This window comes from Enterobacter sp. Lyrl_3 (assembly GCF_051948675.1).
Taxonomy (GTDB): domain Bacteria; phylum Pseudomonadota; class Gammaproteobacteria; order Enterobacterales; family Enterobacteriaceae; genus Enterobacter; species Enterobacter cloacae.
The window spans coordinates 78,667-102,833 of the sequence record NZ_JAYJLI010000014.1; the positions used below are offsets into that span (position 1 = coordinate 78,667).

Sequence of the window (24,167 nt, forward strand, 5' to 3'; positions counted from 1 at the left end):
TATGCCTGTCGGGTTATTCGTGTTTGTTATCCGTCGACGCGGGAGAGAGGGCTGCCAGCACGTCCTCGTCAAGCGCGACGCTGGTGACGTTTGAGGTACGATACTCGCCGTCGGACAGTTTGCGCGTCAGGCGCAGGGTTGCGGTTTCTCTGGCCAGCAGATACTGATAATTGGCCTCCAGACGCCCCAGAAGCTTCTCTTTCAGCTCGGGCCGTTGTTCGATGATGGCATTCATCACGGCGCCGTAAATCTCTTCCTTGACCTGTAAGGGATAAATCTCGCGGCGGTTCTGCCATTTCAGGCGCACCAGCGTCGCCGGAATGGAAACCAGATCCTGGGTAATACGCGTCATCTCGGCGTTTTTGGTGTTACGCAAAGCCTCGAGATTTTGCTTTAAGATAAATTCGTCACTTTTTTTCTCATCTAAAGTCAAATAGACATCGTTATCTTTAACGTCTTTCACATTAATCTTCCCCCAGGTTATAAAAAATAGGGTTGTTTTTTTCTCGCGTAATTAGATTAAGCCAAATTTCATTGCCCGCTTCATTTATTTCTTTGGTCTTTTCGGCCATTATTTGACTTAGTTTCTGGGCATCTATTTCGCCTTCTGCCTGCAGGTCATTCAACAGGTGGACAAAGGCTTCAATTTTGATGGCGCGAAATAAGCGATCCTTTATATGACGATCGTGCTCTTCCAGCAACATATTACGGGATTTGCCGCTACGGGAGACACCAATTAATATGTCAGGCTCAAAATCAGCGAGCTTTCTTTTTCCCTGAGTGAAATTAGCCTCTTTTTCTGCTTCCGTCGGTTGCTGTTCCACAGGCGTGATGTGGTACTTAGCCGGGACGAGATAGTCGGGCAACATTTTTTAATTTCCTTTAATTTCAACAAGGTGGGGAAGATAAAGGCGTGAGATTCGTTGACAATATCATGAGGCAATTTTAAAATCAAAAAAAATGGAGCCAACCCATGAACAGCATCTTTTTTACGGTCATTACATTACTATTACTGACCGCTGGTGTTCTTTTATTGATGCAGGAGTTCAATAAAACGAAAGAGTCGAAAGACACCAGTGAAACCCCACAGCCTGAACTGATGACTAAAGAGGAAGGTGAAGACCATTTCTCTGTTTTGATGAACTCGGTGACGCCGGTTTGGTACTGGCGGGTGAACCATGAATATATCGACTTTTTGCACGCGACAATAAAGCGGATGAAAATGTCGGAAATTAATGACACGCCGGGCCTGTTTGAAGCGCAGCGTCGCTGCAGTGACCTGAATTCAGCGGTCTATAAATATTACGACAATATCAAAAAGCGCTGTCTGAATGGTGAGAAGGTCTCGTATTCCGATTTAGACGTATTAAACCTGCGTCAGTGCTTTCGCGAGTTCAGCCTGGAAGCCTATCCGGAGCTGGTGGTGCTGGTCTGGCCGGAGTATGCGCGCCCTGAGGTGGATCCTGACAACGTGTAATGGTTAGTTGTTGCAAACAGTCAGCGCCGTTGCGATATACTGAGTGCTGGTTTCGTTTGCAGACAGGACTTTATGGAACGCTTCTTTGAAAACGCTATGTACGCCTCGCGCTGGATACTGGCACCCGTCTATTTTGGCCTTTCGCTGGCGCTGATTGCGCTCACGATTAAGTTCTTCCAGGAAATCTTGCATGTTCTGCCGAACATCTTTTCCATTGCCGAAGCAGATTTGATTCTGGTTCTGCTGTCACTGGTGGATATGACGCTGGTGGGGGGCTTACTGGTGATGGTGATGTTCTCTGGCTATGAGAATTTTGTCTCCCAGCTTGATATCGACGCGCGTAAAGAAAAGCTGAGCTGGCTGGGCAAAATGGATGCCACGTCGCTGAAGAATAAAGTGGCCGCCTCGATTGTGGCGATCTCCTCCATCCACCTGTTACGCGTGTTCATGGACGCAAAGAATGTCCCGGACAACAAACTGATGTGGTATGTCATTATCCATCTGACGTTTGTGCTTTCGGCGTTTGTGATGGGGTATCTGGATAAGATCAGCAAGAAGTAATTTCCTTCTTAACCGCCCTCTCCCTGTGGGCTGAGGGATCCCCATAAATAATGCCTGCACAGACGGCCCCCTCTCCCTTTGGGAGAGGGCTGGGGTGAGGGGGAACATACGGCTGTGGAGGTCATTCCGTTCACTTTATGTTCCTTGCTACTCTGTTACGACATAACCTGTGAACGTGCCAGGGCGGCTCAATCGCCGCCGCCCTGGCGACCCGGCCTGCAGGAAACGCCTCAGCGATTTACAGCCGGACCAGGGCGTCGCTGTAAGTCTTTCATTTTCCTGAAGCAACATTCATCGCTTATGGTTAAAAAAATTACTGGGGAACCCTCTCCCTGTGGGAGAGGGCAACAGACCGCACTATTTATCCGACGACGCCTGCCACAGATTCAACTCTCCATCCGCAACATGCTTATCAATGCGTATCAGCTCCTCTTCGCTAAAGCGCAGGTTTTTCAGCGCCTGAACGTTCTCTTCCAGCTGTTCCGGGCGGCTCGCGCCAATCAGCACGGACGTTACGCGCTCATCTTTCAGCAGCCAGCTTAGCGCCATCTGCGCCATTGTCTGACCACGTGCCTGTGCCATCTCATTGAGCAAGCGCAGACTGTTCAGATTGGCTTCGGTCAGCATCTTCTGCGTCAGCCCGCGCACTTTATTCCCCTCGCGCTGCATCCGCGAACCTTCAGGAATACCGTTGAGGTATTTTCCGGTCAGCAACCCCTGCGCCAGTGGGGTAAACGCAATACAGCCAGTACCGTTTTGCTTTAGCGTCTCCAGCAGGCCGGTTTTATCCACCCAGCGGTTAAGCAGGTTGTACGACGGCTGATGTATGAGCAGTGGGATTTTCCATTCGCGAAGCAGGTCAGCCATTTTCTGCGTGCGCGCCGTTGAATAGGACGAAATTCCGACATACAGCGCTTTACCGCTCTGCACCGCATGGGCCAGCGCGGCAGCGGTCTCTTCCATCGGCGTGTTCTCGTCCACGCGATGGGAATAGAAAATATCGACATATTCCAGACCCATACGCTTCAGGCTCTGGTCGAGGCTGGCGAGCAGATATTTGCGCGAGCCGCCCGAGCCATACGGTCCCGGCCACATGTCGTAACCCGCTTTGGTGGAGATAATCAGCTCGTCGCGACAGGCGGCAAAATCCTCCCGCAGCAGGCGACCAAAGTTCTCTTCCGCGCTCCCCGCAGGCGGGCCGTAGTTATTGGCAAGATCGAAATGGGTGATACCAAGGTCGAAGGCTTTACGCAGTAGCGCACGCTGGGTGTCGAGCGGCTGAACGTGGCCGAAGCTACGCCACAGGCCAAGCGACAGCGCAGGCAGGCGCAGCCCGCTTTTGCCACAGTAGCGGTACTGCATATTTTCATAACGGCCGGGGTTAGGGTGCCAGGACATGATGTCTCCTTTCTTATCGATGAATTTTCGAAACAGCGTTTTCATTCTTTGATTATCAAACCATAAATCTGCTCGTGAAGCGATGTCGCGGCGGGAAAGGCCTCTAAGCGTTAATCGGTGCTGTGGTACCTGTGAAGCCACGCTAACGAAAAATAGTTACAAAAGGTTATAATTTCCGCGGTTCCTGCCGATAACGAGAGTAGTACTCGCCTCTGGGCGAACTCACCCTCACGGCAAGGAACACTTATGAACATGCTCCGTAATTTCACGATCCGTTTCGTCATGCTGACGATCCTGGGGATCTTTTGTTTAATGTGGGCAGGCGTTGGACTCTACAGCACCTGGTCCCTCTCTCGCGTTTCGGATGGCAATGAAGTCGATCGCCAGCTGGTGAAACAGATGACCATACTCAGCCAGGGCAACGATCAGTATTTCCGCTTTGTCACCCGACTGAGCCGCGCGATGGAAGTCAAAGCCGCTGGCGGTACGCCGGATCTGGCCTCCGCCCAGCAGGCGCTGGATAACATGGGCAAAAAACTGGCCGAGATGAAAGCGATCTCTCCGGGCCCGATGGATGAACAGGTCTCCTCCCGGGTGATCGGCACCTGGCAGGCGCTGCTCGAGCAGGGCGTTACGCCGCAAATGCAGCAGGCGAAGCTGGGCGCGCTGGATGGTTATCGCCAGCAGGCTAATAACGTCACGCCACAGTTGAGCCGTGCGTTTGGTGCGGCCGCTGAGGAGTTCAATAACGCCGCTGCGAAGGCCCTCGACAGTACCCGCGTAGTGGTGGATGGCCTGACCAGTATGACCCGCACGGTGATTATTGCCGCCACCGTGATTGGTCTGCTGATCCTGCTCTTTAGCGACCGTTACCTGGTGGCGATGCTGGTGAAACCGCTGGACCGAATTCGTCAGCAGTTCCGCCAGATTGCGCAGGGCGATCTCAGCCAGCCCATTGAACCGTTTGGTCGTAACTGTGTGGGACAGCTGGTGCCGTTGCTGAGTGCCATGCAGGACAGCCTGCGTGAGGCGGTCAGCACGATCCGCGCGGGCAGTGAAAATATCTGGCGCGGGGCGACCGAGATCTCCAGCGGTAACAACGATCTCTCCTCCCGTACCGAAGAGCAGGCTGCCGCGCTGGAAGAGACAGCAGCCAGCATGGAGCAACTCACTGCCACCGTGAAGCTGAACGCCGAAAGCGCACGTCAGGCAAGCCAGCTGGCGGATGTGGCATCGACCACGGCCAGCCGCGGTGGCTCGCTGGTGGAGGAGGTGGTGACCACCATGAGCGGTATTTCCGACAGCTCGAAGAAAATTGCTGAAATCACCACCGTGATTAACAGTATCGCCTTCCAGACCAATATCCTGGCGCTCAACGCAGCAGTGGAAGCGGCGCGAGCGGGTGAGCAAGGCCGTGGCTTTGCCGTGGTGGCAGGTGAGGTGCGTAATCTGGCCAGCCGCAGCGCCAACGCGGCGAAAGAGATTGAAGGGCTGATTGCCGATTCCGTCGCTCGCGTCGAGCAGGGGGCTCAACTGGTGAACGACACGGGGACCACCATGGAAGCGATTCTGCGCGATGTAACGGAAGTGACCACCATCATGAAGCAGATTGCGTCAGCCTCTGAGGAGCAAAGCAAAGGCATTTCCCAGGTCGGGGTTGCCATTACGCAGATGGACGGTGTGACCCAGCAAAACGCCTCGCTGGTGGAGCAGGTCTCCGCCGCGGCAGCGGCACTTGAGCGGCAGACCGAAGAGCTTCAGCGTTCGGTGCAGAAGTTCCGTCTCACGGCATAATGTTGCGGTTGGTTGCCTGACCAGAGAAAACAAGAAACCCAGCGTAAGCGCTGGGTTCAGGCTGCTGATATCGTGCGAGATGTGCCCCTCGCCCGGCGGCGCTACTCTTGCACGGGCCTACAACGAACAGTGCCAATTTATTGATATTGTTGTCGATTGTAGGCCGGGTCAGCGTATCGCCACCCGGCAAAACAAGCGGTTCAGTTGTTGATAGCGGGGGGTTGTCATTAAACTCAACCTACCGGCTCGAAAAGCAGAACCACGGCGGTTATCAGTGCGTCGCTTCACCAATCAGCGCGCCTGAACCCGCACCCACAGCGGCACCTTTCAGCACGCTGTTGCCCGTCACGGCAGCGGCACCTGCACCAACAACAGCGCCTACGGCACCGCCTTTACGCGCGGCTTTACCTTTGTCACCGTTTTTGAACATCGCACCCGTGCCTGCACCCACGACCGCGCCGCCTACGGTGGATTTCAGATCTTTACCTGTGGCCGCCCCAATCGCCGCGCCTGCTACCGCACCGGCGGCGGTTTTATCCATCGCCATACCTGAGGTAGAAAAAAGAAGGATGCTGATCACCAGCGCTGTATTGATTGATTTCATAACAAATCCTTTGTGACTGCTGTCGGTTGAAACGTCGCTTCTCGCCGTCTGGCTGGAGAAAAACGTCCGCATAGTGCCAGTAATACCGGCCCAACCCTTAAGCTAATCATGCCCTGGGCAAGGATTTGCCTGGCCGGGCGGTTACCCGCCCGGCAGCGCATCACGCCTGACGCTTATCTTCGGTTTTGGTTTCGAAGTCGCTCGCCGCGTGGCGTTCGTGGAGTTGCTCGTTAAGCTCACCGTTGGTGCGATTCACAATCCGTCCGCGCTTCACGGCAGGGCGGTTCGCTACGTCTTTTGCCCAGCGCTGGACGTTGGTGTACTTCTCTGCGTCCAGGAACTCGGCGGCGTTGTAGACGCTGCCCAGCGCCACGCAGCCAAACCACGGCCAGACCGCCATATCGGCGATGGTGTATTCTTCACCCGCCACGTAACGGCCGCGGGCGAGCTGTTTATCCAGTACGTCGAACAGGCGCTTGGCTTCCATCGTGAAGCGGTCAATCGCGTACTCGATCTTCACTGGCGCATAGTTGTAGAAATGGCCGAAACCGCCACCGAGGAACGGGGCCGCGCCCTGCAGCCAGAACAGCCAGTTCAGGGTTTCCGTGCGGCCAGCCGGATCTTTTGGCAGGAAATGCCCGAACTTCTCTGCCAGATAGAGCAGGATGTTTCCGGATTCAAATACGCGCGTTGGCGGGGTGGTGGAGTGGTCACGAAGCGCCGGTATTTTCGAGTTCGGGTTCACCTCAACAAAGCCACTGGAGAACTGATCGCCTTCACCGATGCGGATCAGCCACGCGTCGTACTCCGCGCCCGTTACACCCAGCGCCAGCAGCTCTTCGAGCATGATCGTCACTTTCTGGCCGTTCGGCGTGCCCAGGGAGTAAAGCTGCAGCGGGTGCGAACCGACGGGCAGATCTTTCTCATGTGTGGCACCAGAAACAGGACGGTTGATGTTGGCGAACGCCCCGCCGCCGTTCTTTTTCCATTCCCACACTTTGGGTGGCTGATAGGTATTTTCGTCTGACATGTTGGCCTGCCTTTTTTGTGATGTGTTGAGGCAGTGTAGCAGGAGATGAATAGACCGTTTAACGAACTGAGCGCAAAGGTCAGGGGAGGTGTATGATAACCCTACCTCTGTCAGGTTAATTACAACGTGCAGACGACGACAACCCTTCCAAAAATTGCCGCCTGCCTGTTTTAGGTTGGATACATGCGTAAAGGAAAGTTAAGCAGTGATGCGCCATTCGGGACGTTGTTAGGCTATGCGCCCGGTGGCGTGGCGATTTACTCTTCAAATTACGGCAGTCTGGACCCGCGTAAGTACCCGCAAGACGCGGATTTCCGCAGCTATATTGGCAACGAATACATGGGCCACAAGTGGCAGTGTGTGGAATTCGCCCGCCGTTTCCTGTTCCTCAACTATGGCTTTGTGTTTACCGATGTCGGGATGGCGTGGGAGATCTTCTCCCTGCGTTTTTTGCGCCAGGTGGTGAACGATAATATTCTGCCGTTACAGGCTTTTGCCAACGGCTCGAAACGCGCGCCGCAGGCCGGGGCGCTGCTCATCTGGCAAAAGGGCGGCGAGTTTCATGAAACCGGCCATGTCGCGGTAATCACCCAGCTTTTAGATGGCAAGGTCCGCATTGCCGAGCAGAATGTTATTCACTCCCCGCTTCCGCTCGGACAGCAGTGGACCCGCGAACTGCGCATGACCGTTGAGAACGGCTGTTACACGCTTCATGACACCTTCAGCGATACCGAAATCCTTGGCTGGATGATCCAGACGGACGACACGGAGCACAGCATTCCCCAGCCCGAACCTGACGGCGAACTGCTGAAAATCAGCGGTGCGCGGTTGAAGAATAAACGTCAATACGACGGAAAATGGCTCAACGAAAATGACGCCCTGCAGCAGGCCTACATCCGCGCCAACGGCCACGTTATTAATAACGATCCCTGCCACTATTTCACGATTACCGAAAGCGCCGAGCAGGAGCTGATTAAAGCGACCAATGAACTGCATCTGATGTACCTGCATGCCACCGACAAAGTGCTGAAAGATGATAACTTACTGGCGCTTTTCGATATCCCCAAAATCCTCTGGCCGCGCCTGCGTCTCTCCTGGCAGTGGCGTCGCCACCATATGATCACCGGTCGTATGGATTTCTGTATGGATGAGCGCGGCATTAAGGTTTACGAGTACAACGCTGATTCCGCCTCCTGCCACACCGAGGGCGGGTTAATTCTGGAAGAGTGGGTCAAAAACGGCTATCGCGGCAATGGGCACAACCCGGCAGAAGGTTTGCTGGAGGAGTTGACCGGGGCGTGGAAACACAGCCATGCGCGTCCGTTCGTGCACATCATGCAGGACAACGATGTCGAAGAGGATTATCACGCGCTCTTCATTCAGCGCTCGCTGCTGCAGGCCGGGTTTGACACCAAAATTCTGCACGGTCTGGGCGCGCTGAGCTGGGATGCTGCCGGGCAGTTAATCGACGACGAAGGTCGCCACGTCAACTGCGTGTGGAAAACCTGGGCGTGGGAGACGGCAATCGAGCAGATTCGGGAGGTCAGCGAAACCGAATACGCTGCCGTGCCAATCCGCACCGGTCACCCGGCAGGCGAGGTGCGGCTGATTGACGTCCTGCTGCGCCCGGAAGTGCTGGTGTTTGAACCGCTGTGGACGGTGATCCCTGGCAATAAGGCGATCCTGCCGGTGCTGTGGCAGCTGTTCCCGAACCACCGCTACCTGCTCGATACCGATTTTGAGGTTAACGCGCTGCTGAAGCAGACAGGTTATGCCGTCAAACCCATTGCCGGCCGTTGCGGCAGTAATATCGATCTGATCAGCGCCCAGGATGAACTGCTGGATAAATCCAGCGGCAAGTTTGTCGATCGCAAGAATATCTATCAGCAGCTGTGGTGTTTGCCGAAGGTGGACGGCAAATATATTCAGGTCTGTACCTTTACCGTGGGCGGGAATTACGGCGGAACCTGCCTGCGTGGGGATGAAACGCTGGTGGTGAAAAAAGAGAGCGATATTGAACCGCTGATTGTAGTGAAGGATAAGTAACCGGGTAGAATCAGCATCCGCAGGGAGAACCTGCGGATGCCTGAGGTTTATTCCTCGTCCTGCTGACTGATTTTCAAATCAATGATGCGACCGATCTGGTCATGATAGACCGTCAGTAAATTGTACTGGCTCATCTCAGAGATGATTTGCGGCGTCACGTTAAAGCTGCGGGCCAGCTCGTCGTGCTTAAGCGTTGCAGGGCGGCGATGTCGTCTTGCATGCGCGCGGCGGCGATTATATTGATACCACAGGATCAGCAGCCAGCCGTTTAGCGCGGCGATCAGCAAATAGATCAGCACCGTCTTAAAGGAGGCAATAATCACGCCCCAGCGGTAGTCGCTCTCGTTGGTTATCTGCATCCACAGGTTGGCATAGAGGAAAAAGAGAAATCCTCCCCAGGCCAGCAGGGTTAACGCTGCATCAAACAGCCGGGGCACCAGCCGATGTTCAGTCAGGATTAACGTGTTTTCGTTCATTGAATGCTCCCTTTACCTCTGTCCGGACTGATCCAGCGCGCGCGTGAGCGCTGGCGTTTAAGCATGACCTTTGGGAAGGCGACGAGGGTGGTGAACAGGCCGATCATCCAGTACACCATCGGAAACCAGATGATCCAGAAAAGCGAACTCGCCACGTTACGTTCATAGCGTCGCTCGATATACAAACTGACGAGGAACTGCAGCAGGCACATCACCCCCAGCAGGAGCCCGGTGAATTCCGGCGGGAACAGGCTCGTGACGGTCAGGTTTGCCGGGAGCGGCGTGAGGGAGCTGATGATAAATAACAGCACCGTCACCGCATACGCAAACGCCCACAGCGTTGACAGGGCGTACTCTAAAAACAGCGGCCACATGCGATGATGCTCCCAGCGCAGGATCTTGCGAAGATTGACCAGAAACACCTCCGCGCCGCCCTGAGCCCAGCGCAGGCGCTGTTTCCACAGCCCTTTTAGCGTCTCCGGCATCAGGATCCAGCACAGCGCGCGCGGCTCGAAAAAAATATCCCAGTGGCGAAGCTGAAGCTTCCAGCTGATGTCGATATCTTCGGTGATCATATCCGGGCTCCAGTATCCCACGTCCGCCAGCGCCTGACGGCGAAAGGCCGCGATGACGCCAGAGACGGTAAAGACCCGGCCATAGATCCGCTGCGTGCGTTTAATGAGCCCTATGATGGAGGAGAATTCGCCCACCTGAATGCGGCCAATCAACGTGGAGCGCGTGCGAATACGCGGGTTCCCGGTCACGGCGCCCACGTGGGGGTATTGGATCAGCGGGGCAACCAGATAAGCGGCGGTATCGCGATCGAGCAGGGCATCGCCATCAATACAGACCAGAAGGTCTCCCCGGGCCGCCGCTGCGCCCGCTTTCAGCGCCACGGCTTTCCCCTGATTCTCCGCCAGATGAATGACGCGCAGTCGCGGCTGCTCCTGCGCCAGCTGTTGCAGCACCTGCGCGGTGTTATCGGAAGAACCATCGTTGATGGCGATGACCTCAATATTCGGGTAACGCTGGGCCAGCGCGGCACCGATCGTCTCCCGGGCGTTGCGTTCCTCATTGAAACAGGGAATGAGGATCGAAATTAACGGATCGCCCTCTAACGTCGGGGCGGGCGTTTTTCTGTTCCATGACCAGTGTCGTTCAAGCTGAAACCAGAAATAGAGCCCCCCGGTGATCCAGAATACGGACATGAACAGGGGCCAGAAGAAGACAAAATCCAGAATCAGTTCGCCAGTAAAGAGGGCGGCCACGCCTAATGGCAACCCAAATACCAGGCATAAAATTGAGAAGGCGATAAGGCGATCAGTCATTGTCAGGATACCAGTACGAAGAGAATTCAGGCCTGATACGGGAAAGATCAGGTTGGTTATGGATGAAATCGTCGGGGTAGTAACCGTAATGTTTGCTGCCGTTAAGCTGGAGCACGCGCATCCACTCCGCCAGGCGACTATCGGGTACGGCGCGTTGCGGTGTCTGCGCCCAGTCACGGGCCTGCAGCTCAAAAATGGTTTTATTCAGCGCGCCGGGGCGAGTGGCGACGGTCTTAACCAGGCGCGTTAGCCAGGCGTTGCTCTCGTCTGCCGGGACGGACTCCATCAGCGGCATGGCCATCGGCACCGTCCAGTCATACTCCGCCAGAAAGTCATCAAGATTCTGCGCAAACCACGCCTCGCTCGCTGGATCTAGGATCGGCAGGGCGAACATATTGCGCGCGGTTTTTATCTGCGGACCGCGGATATGCTTCACCGCCAGGCTCAGGGCGTGGGTAAACCCGATTAGCGTCTGGCTTTTCTGGCGCGTTGTCTGCTGCCCGGCATCATCCTGATCCGTCAGCACCGCATCGTCATGGAACAAGATCCCATTGAAGCTGGCATAGCGGGCCAGATCTTCATAGATTTCGGTCACCTGCTGGCGAACCTGTGGATCCCACGGCGAAAGCCGGGTATAGGGCTCGGTGGCGACGCGTACCTGGCCCGTTTGCCGATCCCGACGCTGCACACGCGGCAGTGCAGGGGAGAGATCGAACGAGAGAACCGGCATCCACGCGTAGACTTTTACGCCCGCGCGGGTTTGCAGTTGCCAGGCGACAAAGTTAAAGAGATCGGCACGCACGGGCAGCCGACGGTTGGGGAAGTAGAGCGCGTTAATCGTGCCGTTGCCGAGGGGATCGGAAAATGCCTGCAGGAAAACATGGCTGATTTTCATGTCGTAGACCCGCTGGATCAGCGTATTGATGTTTTTGGTCTGCTGAGCCGGATCGGGGTCATAAACGTAATCCAGATCGACATGCATGACGCGCACAGGATCGGTCTCCTGAATCTGCGCGATGCTGCTGGCAAAGGCTTTAAGCGAAGGATTCCCGGAGATTAACAGGCGCGGGATGTTGTCGAGGTGACGCACATCTGCCAGCCCGTCCTCAAGGGTAAAGGCCAGCTGATAACCCTGCTTTCTGGCAATGGCGAGCGACGTGCCGTTGGCAGCACCGTAGGGCCACACCCAGGCACGCGGCGCTTTGCCCGTCACCTGGGCGATTTTTTCGGTGACTTTCCGCACGTCATCGCCGATGCGCTGGCTGAACTGCTGGTCAGTTTCGTAACGCCCTGTCGCGTTATCGTAAAAGCGGCTGGCAATAGCCGGTTCGCGGCTTCCCTGTGGATTGGCCGGTATACCGTAATGCGAAGCCCAGGTATGCGAGCCGATCTCAATCAGCGGGGACTGGCTTAACTCGCGCACCATGTCCCACGTCGCGAAACGGTCCCGGGGTGTCATCAAACCGCCAAAATTCACGTTTTGATGTGCTGGCGTATCCACCCAACTGCCTACCGGGGCCCACAGCGCCGGCACATTCCAGGCCTGGATCAACGGCCAGACGCGGGTATAAAAACTGCTGTAGCCGTCATCAAAACTGAGCAGAAAGGCCTTTGGCGGCAGCGTTTTTTTACCGTCGTGGGCATCCAGAATATCCTGCACGCTGATGGCGTTATACCCGTTATGCACAAGCCAGCTTATCTGCTCGTTTAAGGCGCTGGTCCGCACGGAGAGATAGCGCTGATCGGCGGCGTCATCTTCCACATCGTGATAGGCCAGCACGAGAAAGTGATTCTTCGGCCAGGGTTTACTGGCTTCCGGCTGAGGTCTCTCGTTGGGCGAAATAAACGAAATGGCCTGGGCGCAGACGCTCGCGCTGAAGCATAACCAGCCGATGATGAGCAGGCCCACAGGAAAACGAATGGTCAACATATTCATCCTTAAAACCGTAAAGTCGCATCGAAAGTGACGGCGAGATTGCTTTCTCGTTTGCCGTCGTAAGGGCGCTTATCCCAGTTCAACATCACGCCGGTATCCACGACGTTGTTCCATTGAACGCGTTGCCCGTAGCCGAGCAGGGTGATGGCGCCAGCAGACTGATTTTTCTGCCAGTATCCTCCGGCTCCGGCGACCAGTTGCTGGCTCCAGAGGGTGTCGTAATAGCGGTACAGCTGATGATCGACGGACAACGCAGCCGTCGCGGACAGATCCCGCTCGGGGTTGTAATAGAGCGTATCCCGCTGGCTATTCGCGCTGGCGGAGATGCCCGGTTCAAGATCCAGCGTCAGGGTCGGCGTTTGCCAGAGCCGCTCCTTGCCGGTGAGGGTGTACTCCTGTCGGCGGTTATGGTCGGAAAAATGGCTGATGGCGGCGCTGAGCTGGTACTCACGACGCTCGTTCTGATACCAGCGCACCCAGCCTTCTGCGCGGTCTGCACGGATCCCATTGCGTAACGCCCGCAACGGCGTGGTGCGTGACAGACGTTCAAGGCTGCCGCCAGATTGCCAGCGATCGTTCAGGCTGTACTGACCGGAGAGGCGAGCGCCAGGCGTGTGGGTGCCGTGATAACGGTTGCCGGAGAGCTCTGCTTCAAGCCAGATATCCCGTGACCGCCATTCGACGCCGCCGACCAGATGGCGGCTGGTGCCTTTGCCTTCGTCAAAATTGCCCTCGGCAAAGCGGGTGCCGCCAAACAGTCGCCAGTTATCAGCGACTGGTGGGCCATAGAGCGTGGCGTCCCAGTTCAGATCGTGTGTCCCGCTGACCGGGTTGTCGGAGTGCAATCCCTTGCCTGCATTCAGACGCAGTTCAGACATATGATGCACATTTCTGAGCCTGTCCAGGCGCTGGACGCTGCGGTCACGTGGCGCACGGGCGAGCACGTCGTCGGTCAGAAGTTCCATTTGTCGCCACTCCTGCAGATCCATCGCGACGTAAGCCTGCTGCTGCTCCAGCTCTGTATTTGACGGCTCCAGTACCTCCGCCATTTTGAGCTTTTGCTCTGCGGCCCGTGGCAGGCCGCGGGCCTGAAGCAGGGCGGCATAATCAATCTGTAGCCCCTGGTTGCCGGGTGCCGTGGCAGCCAGACGGTGCGCCACGGCTTCTGCTTGCGGCAGGGCATGGGTTGCCAGCAAATACTGAAACGTGAGCGACTGGCCGATAAGCCATTGATCGTAGGGCTGGGCGGTTGGCGAGCCGTAATCGTAGCGAGCCCAGGGAACGTTGCGGGTCATCTGCGCAAGATAGTGACGGGCGGCCTGATACTGTCCGGTGTCCAGATATGCATAGAAAAGCTGATGTTCTTCATCCTGTGGGTTACGCGCATAGTCAGGATACTTTTGCAGGAGTGCCAGGGCTGCATCGGCGTTTTGCTCCTGAAGATACGCAGAGATCACCCAGCCGATTGCCCAGCCCGGCACTGGATGGTGAGCTGACGTCAGCGCACGATATTCAGCGATCGCCTGCGGGTAATCACCATGCGCATATAGCGCGCCAAGACGGTCGACGCGGGCGCGAATGATATCTTCTGCCGCCTGCGGTTCGTGTTGCCAGCGGGCAAGCAGGGCGTCATAGCGATTCAGTGCGGCTTGCGCGAGACGCAGGCGCTCTTTTTCCGTCCGCCCAGGCGCATCGGCAAGGCGTACCTGTTCGGCGGCGGCGTTAAGTTCAAGCTGGCGCCGTTGTGCGGGCGGCAGAGAAATCCCCTGTGACAGCCGCAGGGCAGGCGTACTGACCCGGTTATCGTTCAGGGCGTCGACGAGCGCGCTGAGCAGTACGTGATTCTCGGGGGCGCTCTTCAGGGCGCGGGTGTCCGCTAATAGACGATCCCAGCTTTTTCCCTGGCGTAAGTACACATAGGCGAGCGTCTCAAGGTTTATCTGGCTGGGGTGGGCTGTTACCCGTTTTTGCGCTTCCTGCAGGGCCAGCCGATCCATGCGGGCATCGGCCAGGGTTTTGATATACCCGATACGGTAGTCGTCGTTCTCCGGTGCAAGGCTACAGGCCTGCTTCCAGAGCGCGAGCGCAGGTTGCCACTGCTTTTGATTTCTCCTGGATTGCGCGGCTGCGGCCACTCCCCGGGCGGGCAGGGGCATATAAACGTGATAACGCAACCACACCTCAATAACCTCATCATCGCGTCCCGCCCAGGAGGCAACCTGCAGCCAGTCTGCCACTTGTTCTGGCGTCAGAGCATGCTGTTGTTGATAACGCTGCAGGTAATGGAGAAACGAAGTGTAATTACCATTGCGCGCCTGCTGAATCTGTTGTTCATATACGGATTCGGCAGCCTGAACCAGAATGGGAAACAGTAATAGCAGACACAATAATTTTGGAACGCGGTAAAAGAATAAAGTATTGAAGCGAAGTGATCTTTCCATATCTATTTGCCATTTGTTTATCATAAATCCATTGCGCAACACGGCCGCCTTTATACGTAGCGTTAAAGGCCATAAATGAGAGCGTAAAATGTGAATGCAGTTACGTTATGAGGTACTTACTTAAAGGTAATTATGGATCCTTATCGTTATGGACCGGTGAAAGGTAATGTACACCTGATATGTTGACGGATAAATATGTTGAAAAGCCGGGTTGTTGTTTTGAGATAATTCTGTATCCGGGTGATTTTTATGATTATTTTTAACGGAGTCTATATTTGTAATGCGTTGATATATAATGTATTTATTTTTATTGTGACGTTTTTGTTTATATTTTTAATGCGGCTTTGGTGCATAAATTAAAGTACTTTCTGGTGCATGTTTGGGAAGTTTCGTGACAAAAATTCTTAATATCTTGAGAGGTGACTTTTCTGCGATTGTTTTTTACTTATAATTAATAGCAGACATTGAGTGATAGTCTATGGGAAGTCTTACAAATCAATGTGCGTGTCGAGGGATGATCAAAGCCAGAATACATTTATCGTTCATGTAAAAGCGCTATAAAACGAAGGCGTCTTCTTTCTGAAGGGTCGTTCTTGCTTTAATCTAAAAGGGATGGTTAGTGGCAACTTCAATAGTGTTAGTGACACAGGATCGCTACCTCGTCAGAGGAATGAGGATATTTTTTCCGGATATTATCCTGCTGGACTCGATTGACAGAAAGATATTTGATAACAGTGCAGATGAATATTCTGTGCTGATTGACAGCCGTTCACCGCTCCGTCTGTATGATTATCTGATACGCCATCCGGCCAGAACGAGAAAAACAATCGGCTGCGTCATGCTCGATATGCGGCACCGGGAGGAGAATCAGCTCAGCATGAGGATGTTTATGAATACTGCGCTTCCGGTGGCTGACATGGCGTCGTTGTTTAATCTGGTGCTGAATATGAAAGGCAGGCGCCTGACGACCAAATGGCTGCTTAACTTACGGTTGAGTACCCATGAAGCGATTATGCTGCGGTTGCTCAGGGCGGGCATGTCGATGGAAGAGGTGGCGGAGGAACTGAACACCTCGATTAAAAGCCTCTACCGGACGCGAACGGCGCTCTCTGAACGACTGGGGGCGGAGAATTTTAACGAGGCGTGTTTGTTTATCTTTAAAAACAAACTGCTGGATGGAGATGGGAACGATCCCTGATTGGGTCATAGGCCAAAAAAAACCGCCACGAAGGCCGGGTCGACGTAGCGCAACCCGGCACTTTAGCGTTGATATCAATCAGAACGACCAGCGCAGATTAGCGTTAACCGAGTTGACGCGGGTATCGGCACCATATTGCCCCTGATAGCCCACATCCAGCGTCGCTGCACGCGACAGTTGTACGCTCACGCCGATATCACCCACCATCACGTCCTCATCCACGGCCTGACCCTGGGTAATGAACGCGTCGCTGCCCGCAAATGCCATACGCGAAGAGGTATTCTTATCGCCATAGGCGTGCTGCCAGCCCAACGAACCGTAGAGGTTAACGTTCTTCGGCAATCCGGTCACACCACGCACCCCGAGCGTGGAATAGAAGGTGTTCATGGTTTCATTGTGAACGCTCAGCGCGGCGGCACCGCCGTCTTCCCTGAAACTGTCGGTATGCAGTCGAATCCAGGAGAGGTTAACAAAGGGCTCGACATTCATCTCTGGCTGGCCGAAACGGTAGCCCGCTTCGGTGAACGCCAGCAGCGAGTTGGCGTCGTAATCAGACTTCAGCCGATCCGAGAAGCCGCTGAAATCAACATTGCGCTCGCCTTCGATCTTGTGCCAGGTGTAACCCAGTGCGCCGCGAAGGGAGAACCCATCCTGTTGACCCGCTGCATACAGGCCGAGGTGATAGTTGTCGGTATCTGTTGAGGAACGACGGCTGTCGACGTCATAATCACCGCGGCTGTAGCCGAAGTAACCACCGACACGTACGTTATGATCCGCCAGCTTACGATCTGCCCCCAGCAGGAAACCGGTGGTGTTGCCGTCCAGCTTGCCCACGTTACCGTCGCCGCTGTTTCGGCTCCAGGAGCTGAAGGTCTGGCCCCAGACGCCATTGTTTTGCGGCTCCGGCTGCTGAACCAGCGACATCGCTAACGGTGGTATCGGCAGGCTGTCGTTATCAAACGCGCGCTGCATACGCTGGTTTAACACGTTAAACACCTGCGTGCTGCCGGCTATCAGGTTGGATTGCATTGACGGATAAACTTCTCCGGACAGCTGGTTAAACGCCTCGCGCGCTTCCGGTGCGCTCAGCACCAGTAGCGAGTTATACAGCGCCAGCGACGAGCCGCTTTGCGTGAGCGTGGAGAGCGCGCCGGCGGTATTCCACTGGTTGCTGCTCTTTGCCACGGTCTGGAAAATCCCTGGCTTGCCGCTGCCGGGGTTTTCTCCTCCCGGGTTCTCACCACCCGGGTTTTCACCGCCGGGGTTTTCTCCTCCCGGGTTCTCACCACCCGGGTTTTCACCGCCGGGGTTTTCTCCTCCCGGGTTCTCACCCCCCGGGTTTTCACCGCCCGGGTTTTCACCTCCAGGATTCTCGCCGCCGGTCTCTTTCTGCGCAATGGTCAGATCGACGGCGTCGGTGCTCTGCTTAAGCGCCACGTCCAGGAAGGCGGATTTGGAAATCGCTCCGGCGAACTGGCCGTCAATACCCCCGTTCGAGGTTAAAATGCGATAGCTTTGGCCCGTTTTGTAGCTGGTTTGCGGATCCAGCGCGGTGACCTGTACCTTAGCCTGATTGCTGATGGTGGTTTTGCCCGATACCAGCAGTTGGTCACTGCGGCCATCTCCCGCGATATCAACGTCATAGAAGGATTCACCGATAAAATTCAGATAACGTTTCAGCGTCAGCGTGCCGATATCGCCATCCCCTGGTGAGATATGCCCGCCGGACAGGATCTCAGTCTGGCCCAACGTGCCGTTCCCCCCCAGCGTGCCACCGGCCTTGATTGACGCGGCGCTACTGTAACCTTGTCCGTTGTTAACGTCGGATCCCGCCGTTGCGTTGAGGATCAGCGTACCGCCGTTCTCGGCGCTAAGGGTCTGAATCTCAAAAATATCGTCTTCTGGCTGGGTGTTGATGTTGCTGGCAATAATGACTTTGCCACCGCGCGCGGTCACGTTCGCCTGAAGCGCTGAAAGATCGCCGTTCAGCGTTGTCTGCCCGGAGGTATTTATCACCTCACCTTCGCCGCTCATCTTGTTGCTGAAGATGTAATTTTCGTCGGTATGGTTGAAATAGACATAACTGCCGAATAGCCCGCCACGCAGGCTGATTGCCGTCTTCGCATCGAGGGTACCCGCGCCTCCTGCCGTACCAAGCGTTGGCTCAGTTATACCCGTGCCGGTGTCCATGTTGCCGCGGCTGCCGATGATGAGCGCCCCCCGGTTCGAACCGGAGCCCGATGTCCCTACAATCAGCGCATTGCTGCCTGCGGAAAATGAACCGCCGTCAATAACCGACAGCACGCCATTGCCATAATCGCCCACGCTAACGCTGCTGTCGCTGGTAAAGCGCGAGTCTTTGCCTGCAATGACCAGCTCGGCGGTTTTTCCGGCCCCGGAGACGCCCGCCACCTGCACGCCGCCAACGTTAACCGCTCCGCCGTTCAGCACGTCCAGGTCGCCATTAAGCGTCAGCGTACGGCCAACATTCCACTGTGAGCCGCTCCCCGTGACGGTGGCTTTCGGGCTCAGTGTGTCGGTTTCATCTGGCCCGGTACCATTGCCGATGCGCGCATCGTAGGTGGTATTGAGCGCGGCGCCGTCCTCAATCGCCAGCGTGGAGCGTGCGCCCAGATCGGTACCTACGCTAAGGAAATTACTGGTTACGCGAGATCCGGCGCCCGTGGCGATAAGGTGGCTGTCGTAGCCGCGGGTGGTGCCGACAACTATCTCTTTCGCGCTCGCCAGCGCGCCCTGTTCGACTCGCAGGGTGCCGAGGCCAAGATTCAGGTCGCCGCGCAGGACGTACTGATCGTTCACCGCGTTAAGCTCAGCGTTTGGCCCACGGACTGTGACCACGCTTTCATAAATTTGGCCGTCGAACAGCCGACCGATATTGATGTTATAGGCGGTGATTTTGCCATTATCGATTAGCAGGTTTCCGCGTTGATTGCGTCCAACGTAAACGTCTCCGGTGTAACCCAGCGTTTCGGTAATACGTGAGTCGCCATCAAAAATGGCATCGGCTGCACGCGCGAAATCGGCAGGTGAAAGCAGTAACAGCGGCGCGGAAAATAGAGCGAGGTAAAGCCTGGAAAGCGGCGTCTTTACCGCTAAAGAATGCGATGTAGAGTTATTCACAGGGTATCTCCGTACTCATTAGCGTGATGTCTGGAAAATCGGTTTTATATGAAAAATGCGATACGACAGAAAAAGTAAAAGGCGTAATATGTGTACGCCTTTTGATGTGAAGTTAATTATTTATGGGTGACCACAGGTGTACAGGTTGGCGCGCTCAGCGTCGGGGCGGATCCTAAAATCCCTGGCATCATCATCGATGAGCAATCGAAAATACGCCCTTTTTCCGTCGTAGCGCGATAAGACAGCTTTTGCCCTCCCAGTGCATCCGGTTGGGCGCCATTAACATTGGTTACGGTTATTTCATCCGATGAGCCCAGCCCCAGCATTTTAGCGGTTTCCGCCTGCAGAAGTGGAATGGCCTGATCGGTTTTTAGCGTGGAACAACCGGCTAGCATCAACGTAACGGTTAAAAAGAGTAGTGGTTTTTTCATAAATTATCCTTTATATCCAATCAGTTAATTTCGCTGATTGTATTTATGTTTTCTATTACTCAAATCTGCGAATAATATATTTCCCTTTCCTAATCGAAAAAACCCTCCTAAAGTAGGGTGGGTAGATAATAATTCATCCGTACTCTCTAATATGCGAAGGTAAAAGGAGGATCCTTTGGGGCAGAATTATGCGTTGGTCGTTGATGACCATCCATTGGTAGCAAGCGGTATCGCCAATTTTCTGATTACACATTGCCGATTTAAGCAGGCGAGTGTGGTGACGAACGAGGATGATTGCTACCGTCAAATTAGGGATAATGGCCCGCCACGTTTGCTGGTAATCGATTTTTGGCTCTCGTCCGGTACCGCGTTGAAATTACTCAAAGAAGTAAAACAACTTTACCCACAGGTAAGGCTCCTGGTGGTTAGTGGGGATGACAATAACGATATCTGGCAGAAAGTTCACGCCGCCGGGGGGCACGGTTTCGTATTGAAAAGCGAGCCACCTGAAATGTTTTCACGGGCCGTTTTTGCCCTCACTGATAATCTCACCTGGTTTCCTGAGGGAAACGAATTTTCCGTTGAGTCGAATAATGAGAAGTTAAGTAAATTTAACTTAACGCCGCGACAAATAGACGTGTTAAATATGATTATGCGTGGCCTGCCAAATAAAAGAATTGCCGCGCAACTTTCTATTTCTGAGCCTACAGTCAAAGAGCACATCAGCAATATATTGAAAAAGATAGGCGTTAACAGTCGGGTCGAAGCCATCACGCTTCTGCATGGCAAACGGGAACCGTCGGAATGAGATTTTTACAGAGCTTACAGAACGCTGGCATCTCTCCTCCCGCGCAGATCCGTTTGCTAAATAATACCTTTTTGCGGCTGGTGTTCAGTTTCAGCGCTGTCCCTTTCGTCGGTATTCCTTTCGCCATCTGGATTAATTTGCTGGGCGATGAACTCGGCCCAACCATTACCTGGATAATTATTTACCTGCTATGTGCCGTGGCGATCCGAATATTGCACCGACGCTACCAGCGCGAAGCGAAAGAGCATGATGAAGCGGACGTCCTGCGCCGCTGGCTGCCGCGTATAAATAAGATCGCTTTTATTCACGGGCTGGGGATTTCATCTCTCTATTTAATTACGCCGCAGACGCAGAACTTTGACTTTTTCCTGCTCCTCAATATCAGTATTGCCGCCATCGTTGCCGCCAATGCGACGCATCTGACGCCGGTCATCAGCACCTTTACATGCTTTTTCTTCGCCTCCTGGGGTGTACTGAATCTTGGCATTATCTGGCGGCTGGACGATCTGATGTTCATTGTGCTGATGTTGAACCTGCTGTACGGCTTCGCCATTTACCGCCATGCATTAACATCGCACGCGTTCTTTATTCAGCAGGCGCTGCTTGAGGAAAAAAGCTCACGCCTGGCAGAACAGTTTCGCCAGGCCAAAGAGGAAGCTGAGCAGGCGCTGCTGGATAAAAATCAGTTCCTGACGACCGCCAGCCACGACCTGCGCCAACCGGTACACGCCATGGGGTTTCTGATCGAAGCGATTATCCACCGAAACCGGGACGACAGCCTCACGCCCCAGCTGCTTGATCTGCAGCAGAGCGTCCGCTCGGTGCATTTGATGTTCAATTCCCTCCTTGACCTCAGCAAGATTGAATCCGGGAATGTGCTTACAGCCCCTGCCAGAGTGGACATCGGCGCGCTGCTCGACTCGGTGATCACGCTGTTTCGCGAAGAGGCCAACAGCCGTGCACTCAGGCTGCGCACCTGGCGGACTAAACGCCGCATCTACGTGATGGGCGATCCGCTGCTGGTGCGACAATCGCTCATTAACCTTATTCAAAATGCCCTCCGCTACACGCTACAGGGCGGCGTGCTGGTCGCCATCCGACCACGTGGTGACAGGTGTATGGTGGAGGTGTGGGACACAGGTGTCGGTATTGCCGATGACGAGAAAGGTAAAATCTTCTCACCTTACTATCGCCCCGAACTGGCCTGGAAGATCGACAGTGCAGGACACGGGCTGGGTCTGGCCGTCGTTGCCCGCTGTGCCAAGCTGATGAAGGTGAAGTACGGGATGCAATCCATTGAAGGTAAAGGTTCACGCTTCTGGATGTGCTTTACCCAATATGCTGGCGAAGAGATCGCGCCGGAGATGCCACCCGCCTATGACAACATCGCCACGCCGGTACGCTATGCGCCGCTGCACGGTTCCTGTCTGGTGGTTGATGACGACCCGCTGGTGACGTCTGCCTGGGAGAGCCTGATGAGCATCTGGGGAATCAACGTGCGCTGTGCGGCCTCCGCTGAAGAAGCGTTCGCTATCATCGACGATGGCTTCACGCCGTTCGCCGTGCTGTGCGACCAGCGTCTGCGATCCGGTGAAAGCGGCTTCGACATCCTGAAAGCGCTATTTGAACGTCTGCCGGACATGAGTGGCGCGATGGTCAGCGGCGAATTTAATTCGCCGGTTCTGCTGGAGGCGGAGCAGGAAGGGTACATGGTGCTACGTAAGCCTCTGGAGCCGGCTAAACTGCATGCGTTGCTGGCACAGTGGTCGGGGAGTCGTGGATAGGGGAATAGACAGCAGCGTTGAGCTTCACTGCCTGCTCCCGGTCGCCAGGCTGTAAGGCCAGCTAGCTCGCGGTGTCCTGCACGTTTCTTGTACCAGGTAGATGTCAGTTTTCGAGCGTATACTCTAAGATATGTTCAACTAGTTGATATAAATATAAATTTGACGAATATCGTCAGGTAGCGATTTATCCGTCAAATTAAGTTAAACTTCGTCCCAGGTTCAGTGAGTTATGGGACTGATAACAGAATGACCAGCGAAGAAGCACTTTTAAAATCAGGTTTTAGCAAACGAGATCTTCAAAAGCTAAAAAACAATATTGAGAATTACGGTGGTTCGTTTGATAGCGTAACTCATGATCTGGCCAATCGTTTTAAGGCAATGAAGTGGATAACTATTATTGCCTTCATCATACTGGCTTTAACTCTTTTACTTGCATCTAAGGATACAAGTCTGACACTTGCGCTCACGTTATTGATTGTACTACCTTTTATCTGGTATATAACGCCAGCAAAACTTGGCTACAAATCCTGGCGTTATCGTAAAATGCAGACTAATTCTGGGACGGATCGCTGACGGACAACAGATCAAAAACAATCTTAGCTTTCACGCCATAACCCGCTATTTTCATTGTTAGCTGCGGGCGGCTCAGTGTGCTTACCTTTCGGTAATAGTCAGCAGGCAGATATCGAAACAGTCGCCAGGTACCAGGTCGCCGTAACAAGCCAAAAATGGTGTACGCATTAGCGGCCAGTGAGATTGATTTGTAGACGCCTAACCCATTCTCACGACTAAAGCCCATAAACTCAGCTGTAGACATCGCGGCATTCGCGACCAGCCCTTCACTGGTAGTGTTGTGAGTTGCGTAGCGAGCCACTTCTTTACTGATGCTGTTTGCCCCGTCAGTAACCAGTATCGCACCAGCAAGAACCCCGAGAGGGGTCATAGTGCCAATGAGGGTAAGCCCCGCAGCTATTTCAGCACCGGCCAGCACAACACTAACTGCCGAGATCACATATCCAACAATTTTGTTATTCTCTCGGATGAACTCGACTTTAGCGTAAAGTTTGGCTGCCCTCGTTCGTAATAAACGAGCTTGTTCCAGGAGGTTACAGTTTTCTTCTCTCAGAACTTTAACGCATTCCATGCATTCTTCATCTGATTTAGCCCGACGAGCTAATGTAAACTGTTGTTCTATGAGGTCACGAATTTCCTGAATAAACTTCATTCGAGTCAGACTATCGCTGAGATGAAAAGCCGACAGAGTGTTGGCTGTATTTACCAGCTTCCTGGCTTCCATATTCACCATAGTTTCCGCCCAGGCTTTATTTCTTCCACCTGAGTGCATCATGTTAAGTAATGCTGCATCCATTGTAATTTCTCTCCATTGCTTTACCGGCCACTGCTTAGACTGATAAACGACTCCCCATGACAGCCATGCGTACCAACGCACCATATAGTAGCAATGTGGTTACGTGGTCTGAAGCAGAAGTCACTTCACGCATACGTGACGCCACTCTGTCGGGCTTTGTGGGGTTGATATGTGCTTTACAATACTTGAACAGATCGGTGAAGGTCAGGTTTTTCTGTTTCTATGTGACGGTAAACACGCCAATTGCGTACCACAGGGAAGCGGGGGATGGAGGAAAGAAAAGGGGGGTAGCTACTTTGCTGACTCAGAAAGCAAAAACCCCCGCCTAAGCGAGGGTTTAAAATG

At 54.3% G+C, this 24,167-nt stretch carries 20 protein-coding genes; 8 read left to right on the forward strand and 12 right to left on the reverse strand.

Annotated features, from left to right (window positions below; translation table 11 throughout):
- Positions 1-13: 13 nt before the first annotated feature.
- Together VF709_RS19875 and VF709_RS19880 are read right to left on the reverse strand one after the other, a co-directional pair.
- The gene (locus VF709_RS19875) at positions 14-463 is read right to left on the reverse strand and encodes a hypothetical protein (RefSeq protein ID WP_062856312.1); all 450 of its coding nucleotides are present in this window, start codon (positions 461-463) and stop codon (positions 14-16) included.
- A 1-nt stretch (position 464) separates the two neighbouring features.
- Complete coding sequence (locus tag VF709_RS19880; protein WP_013098709.1) at positions 465-869, reverse strand: hypothetical protein; 405 nt, start codon at positions 867-869, stop codon at positions 465-467.
- Between the two features lie 104 nt (positions 870-973).
- Here VF709_RS19880 and VF709_RS19885 point away from each other — a divergent pair, with 104 nt between their 5' ends.
- Positions 974-1,477, forward strand: a complete 504-nt coding sequence (locus VF709_RS19885) for an ESA_00282 family adhesion-associated protein (RefSeq protein WP_013098708.1) — start codon at positions 974-976, stop codon at positions 1,475-1,477.
- Between the two features lie 72 nt (positions 1,478-1,549).
- Positions 1,550-2,038 (forward strand): TIGR00645 family protein, encoded by a 489-nt coding sequence (locus VF709_RS19890; protein ID WP_013098707.1) that lies wholly within the window; start codon positions 1,550-1,552, stop codon positions 2,036-2,038.
- Between the two features lie 357 nt (positions 2,039-2,395).
- On the opposite strand, the gene VF709_RS19895 is transcribed toward VF709_RS19890, so the two are convergent.
- On the reverse strand, positions 2,396-3,436 hold the full coding sequence (locus VF709_RS19895; protein ID WP_149896632.1) for an aldo/keto reductase: 1,041 nt from the start codon (positions 3,434-3,436) through the stop codon (positions 2,396-2,398).
- A gap of 246 nt (positions 3,437-3,682) precedes the next feature.
- Between VF709_RS19895 and VF709_RS19900 the strand changes: the two genes are divergently transcribed.
- A complete protein-coding gene (locus VF709_RS19900) occupies positions 3,683-5,230 on the forward strand; it encodes a methyl-accepting chemotaxis protein (protein WP_020689507.1) in 1,548 nt (515 codons plus the stop codon).
- 271 nt (positions 5,231-5,501) lie between these two features.
- On the opposite strand, the gene VF709_RS19905 is transcribed toward VF709_RS19900, so the two are convergent.
- Both VF709_RS19905 and yghU read right to left on the reverse strand, forming a co-directional pair.
- On the reverse strand, positions 5,502-5,834 hold the full coding sequence (locus tag VF709_RS19905) for a glycine zipper domain-containing protein (RefSeq protein WP_013098702.1): 333 nt from the start codon (positions 5,832-5,834) through the stop codon (positions 5,502-5,504).
- 160 nt (positions 5,835-5,994) lie between these two features.
- A complete protein-coding gene (yghU, locus tag VF709_RS19910) occupies positions 5,995-6,864 on the reverse strand; it encodes a glutathione-dependent disulfide-bond oxidoreductase (RefSeq protein WP_013098701.1) in 870 nt (289 codons plus the stop codon).
- Between the two features lie 183 nt (positions 6,865-7,047).
- Between yghU and gss the strand changes: the two genes are divergently transcribed.
- Positions 7,048-8,910 (forward strand): bifunctional glutathionylspermidine amidase/synthase, encoded by a 1,863-nt coding sequence (gene gss, locus VF709_RS19915; RefSeq protein WP_029882959.1) that lies wholly within the window; start codon positions 7,048-7,050, stop codon positions 8,908-8,910.
- Between the two features lie 47 nt (positions 8,911-8,957).
- On the opposite strand, the gene pgaD is transcribed toward gss, so the two are convergent.
- Genes pgaD through pgaA form a run of 4 tightly spaced genes read right to left on the reverse strand, consistent with a single transcriptional unit; the run spans position 8,958 to position 15,091 of the window.
- Complete coding sequence (gene pgaD, locus VF709_RS19920; RefSeq protein ID WP_013098699.1) at positions 8,958-9,386, reverse strand: poly-beta-1,6-N-acetyl-D-glucosamine biosynthesis protein PgaD; 429 nt, start codon at positions 9,384-9,386, stop codon at positions 8,958-8,960.
- Entirely contained in the window at positions 9,383-10,714 is a 1,332-nt protein-coding gene (gene pgaC / locus VF709_RS19925; RefSeq protein WP_013098698.1) for a poly-beta-1,6-N-acetyl-D-glucosamine synthase, read from the reverse strand. The genes pgaD and pgaC overlap by 4 nt, the downstream gene beginning before the upstream one ends.
- The gene (gene pgaB / locus VF709_RS19930; RefSeq protein ID WP_013098697.1) at positions 10,707-12,644 is read right to left on the reverse strand and encodes a poly-beta-1,6-N-acetyl-D-glucosamine N-deacetylase PgaB; all 1,938 of its coding nucleotides are present in this window, start codon (positions 12,642-12,644) and stop codon (positions 10,707-10,709) included. The genes pgaC and pgaB overlap by 8 nt, the downstream gene beginning before the upstream one ends.
- An 8-nt stretch (positions 12,645-12,652) precedes the next feature.
- On the reverse strand, positions 12,653-15,091 hold the full coding sequence (gene pgaA, locus VF709_RS19935) for a poly-beta-1,6 N-acetyl-D-glucosamine export porin PgaA (RefSeq protein ID WP_440232203.1): 2,439 nt from the start codon (positions 15,089-15,091) through the stop codon (positions 12,653-12,655).
- Between the two features lie 670 nt (positions 15,092-15,761).
- Between pgaA and VF709_RS19940 the strand changes: the two genes are divergently transcribed.
- Positions 15,762-16,289: a LuxR C-terminal-related transcriptional regulator gene (locus tag VF709_RS19940; RefSeq protein WP_045902695.1), complete on the forward strand. Its 528-nt coding sequence runs from the start codon at positions 15,762-15,764 to the stop codon at positions 16,287-16,289.
- Positions 16,290-16,367: 78 nt separating this feature from the next.
- Here the strand turns inward: VF709_RS19940 and VF709_RS19945 are convergent, their stop codons facing one another.
- Complete coding sequence (locus tag VF709_RS19945) at positions 16,368-19,430, reverse strand: autotransporter outer membrane beta-barrel domain-containing protein (RefSeq protein WP_187171018.1); 3,063 nt, start codon at positions 19,428-19,430, stop codon at positions 16,368-16,370.
- Between the two features lie 116 nt (positions 19,431-19,546).
- Positions 19,547-19,861, reverse strand: coding sequence for a lipoprotein (locus VF709_RS19950; RefSeq protein ID WP_013098694.1), 315 nt, complete (start codon positions 19,859-19,861; stop codon positions 19,547-19,549).
- A gap of 175 nt (positions 19,862-20,036) precedes the next feature.
- On the opposite strand from VF709_RS19950, the gene VF709_RS19955 reads away from it, so the two are divergent.
- From VF709_RS19955 to VF709_RS19965, 3 genes are all read left to right on the forward strand, one after another.
- Positions 20,037-20,669: a response regulator transcription factor gene (locus VF709_RS19955; protein WP_013098693.1), complete on the forward strand. Its 633-nt coding sequence runs from the start codon at positions 20,037-20,039 to the stop codon at positions 20,667-20,669.
- Positions 20,666-22,453, forward strand: a complete 1,788-nt coding sequence (locus VF709_RS19960; RefSeq protein ID WP_130626692.1) for a hybrid sensor histidine kinase/response regulator — start codon at positions 20,666-20,668, stop codon at positions 22,451-22,453. Before VF709_RS19955 ends, VF709_RS19960 begins: the two co-directional genes overlap by 4 nt.
- Positions 22,454-22,699: 246 nt before the next feature.
- Positions 22,700-23,026, forward strand: a complete 327-nt coding sequence (locus tag VF709_RS19965) for a hypothetical protein (protein WP_038983510.1) — start codon at positions 22,700-22,702, stop codon at positions 23,024-23,026.
- On the opposite strand, the gene VF709_RS19970 is transcribed toward VF709_RS19965, so the two are convergent.
- Positions 23,004-23,822 carry a DUF4225 domain-containing protein gene (locus tag VF709_RS19970; protein WP_014833243.1) on the reverse strand — a complete coding sequence of 273 codons (819 nt, stop codon included), beginning with the start codon at positions 23,820-23,822 and terminating at the stop codon, positions 23,004-23,006. The two genes, VF709_RS19965 and VF709_RS19970, sit on opposite strands and share 23 nt — an antisense overlap.
- Positions 23,823-24,167: the final 345 nt, after the last annotated feature.

Bases quoted from the DNA above. Each gene is read 5' to 3' on its own strand.
- VF709_RS19880 (WP_013098709.1), bottom strand. From the start codon at position 869: ATGTTGCCCGACTATCTCGTCCCGGCTAAGTACCACATCACGCCTGTG.
- VF709_RS19885 (WP_013098708.1), top strand. From the start codon at position 974: ATGAACAGCATCTTTTTTACGGTCATTACATTACTATTACTGACCGCT.
- VF709_RS19890 (WP_013098707.1), top strand. From the start codon at position 1,550: ATGGAACGCTTCTTTGAAAACGCTATGTACGCCTCGCGCTGGATACTG.
- VF709_RS19895 (WP_149896632.1), bottom strand. From the start codon at position 3,436: ATGTCCTGGCACCCTAACCCCGGCCGTTATGAAAATATGCAGTACCGC.
- VF709_RS19900 (WP_020689507.1), top strand. From the start codon at position 3,683: ATGAACATGCTCCGTAATTTCACGATCCGTTTCGTCATGCTGACGATC.
- VF709_RS19905 (WP_013098702.1), bottom strand. From the start codon at position 5,834: ATGAAATCAATCAATACAGCGCTGGTGATCAGCATCCTTCTTTTTTCT.
- yghU (WP_013098701.1), bottom strand. From the start codon at position 6,864: ATGTCAGACGAAAATACCTATCAGCCACCCAAAGTGTGGGAATGGAAA.
- gss (WP_029882959.1), top strand. From the start codon at position 7,048: ATGCGTAAAGGAAAGTTAAGCAGTGATGCGCCATTCGGGACGTTGTTA.
- pgaD (WP_013098699.1), bottom strand. From the start codon at position 9,386: ATGAACGAAAACACGTTAATCCTGACTGAACATCGGCTGGTGCCCCGG.
- pgaC (WP_013098698.1), bottom strand. From the start codon at position 10,714: ATGACTGATCGCCTTATCGCCTTCTCAATTTTATGCCTGGTATTTGGG.
- pgaB (WP_013098697.1), bottom strand. From the start codon at position 12,644: ATGTTGACCATTCGTTTTCCTGTGGGCCTGCTCATCATCGGCTGGTTA.
- pgaA (WP_440232203.1), bottom strand. From the start codon at position 15,091: ATGGAAAGATCACTTCGCTTCAATACTTTATTCTTTTACCGCGTTCCA.
- VF709_RS19940 (WP_045902695.1), top strand. From the start codon at position 15,762: ATGAGGATATTTTTTCCGGATATTATCCTGCTGGACTCGATTGACAGA.
- VF709_RS19950 (WP_013098694.1), bottom strand. From the start codon at position 19,861: ATGAAAAAACCACTACTCTTTTTAACCGTTACGTTGATGCTAGCCGGT.
- VF709_RS19960 (WP_130626692.1), top strand. From the start codon at position 20,666: ATGAGATTTTTACAGAGCTTACAGAACGCTGGCATCTCTCCTCCCGCG.
- VF709_RS19965 (WP_038983510.1), top strand. From the start codon at position 22,700: ATGACCAGCGAAGAAGCACTTTTAAAATCAGGTTTTAGCAAACGAGAT.
- VF709_RS19970 (WP_014833243.1), bottom strand. From the start codon at position 23,822: ATGGATGCAGCATTACTTAACATGATGCACTCAGGTGGAAGAAATAAA.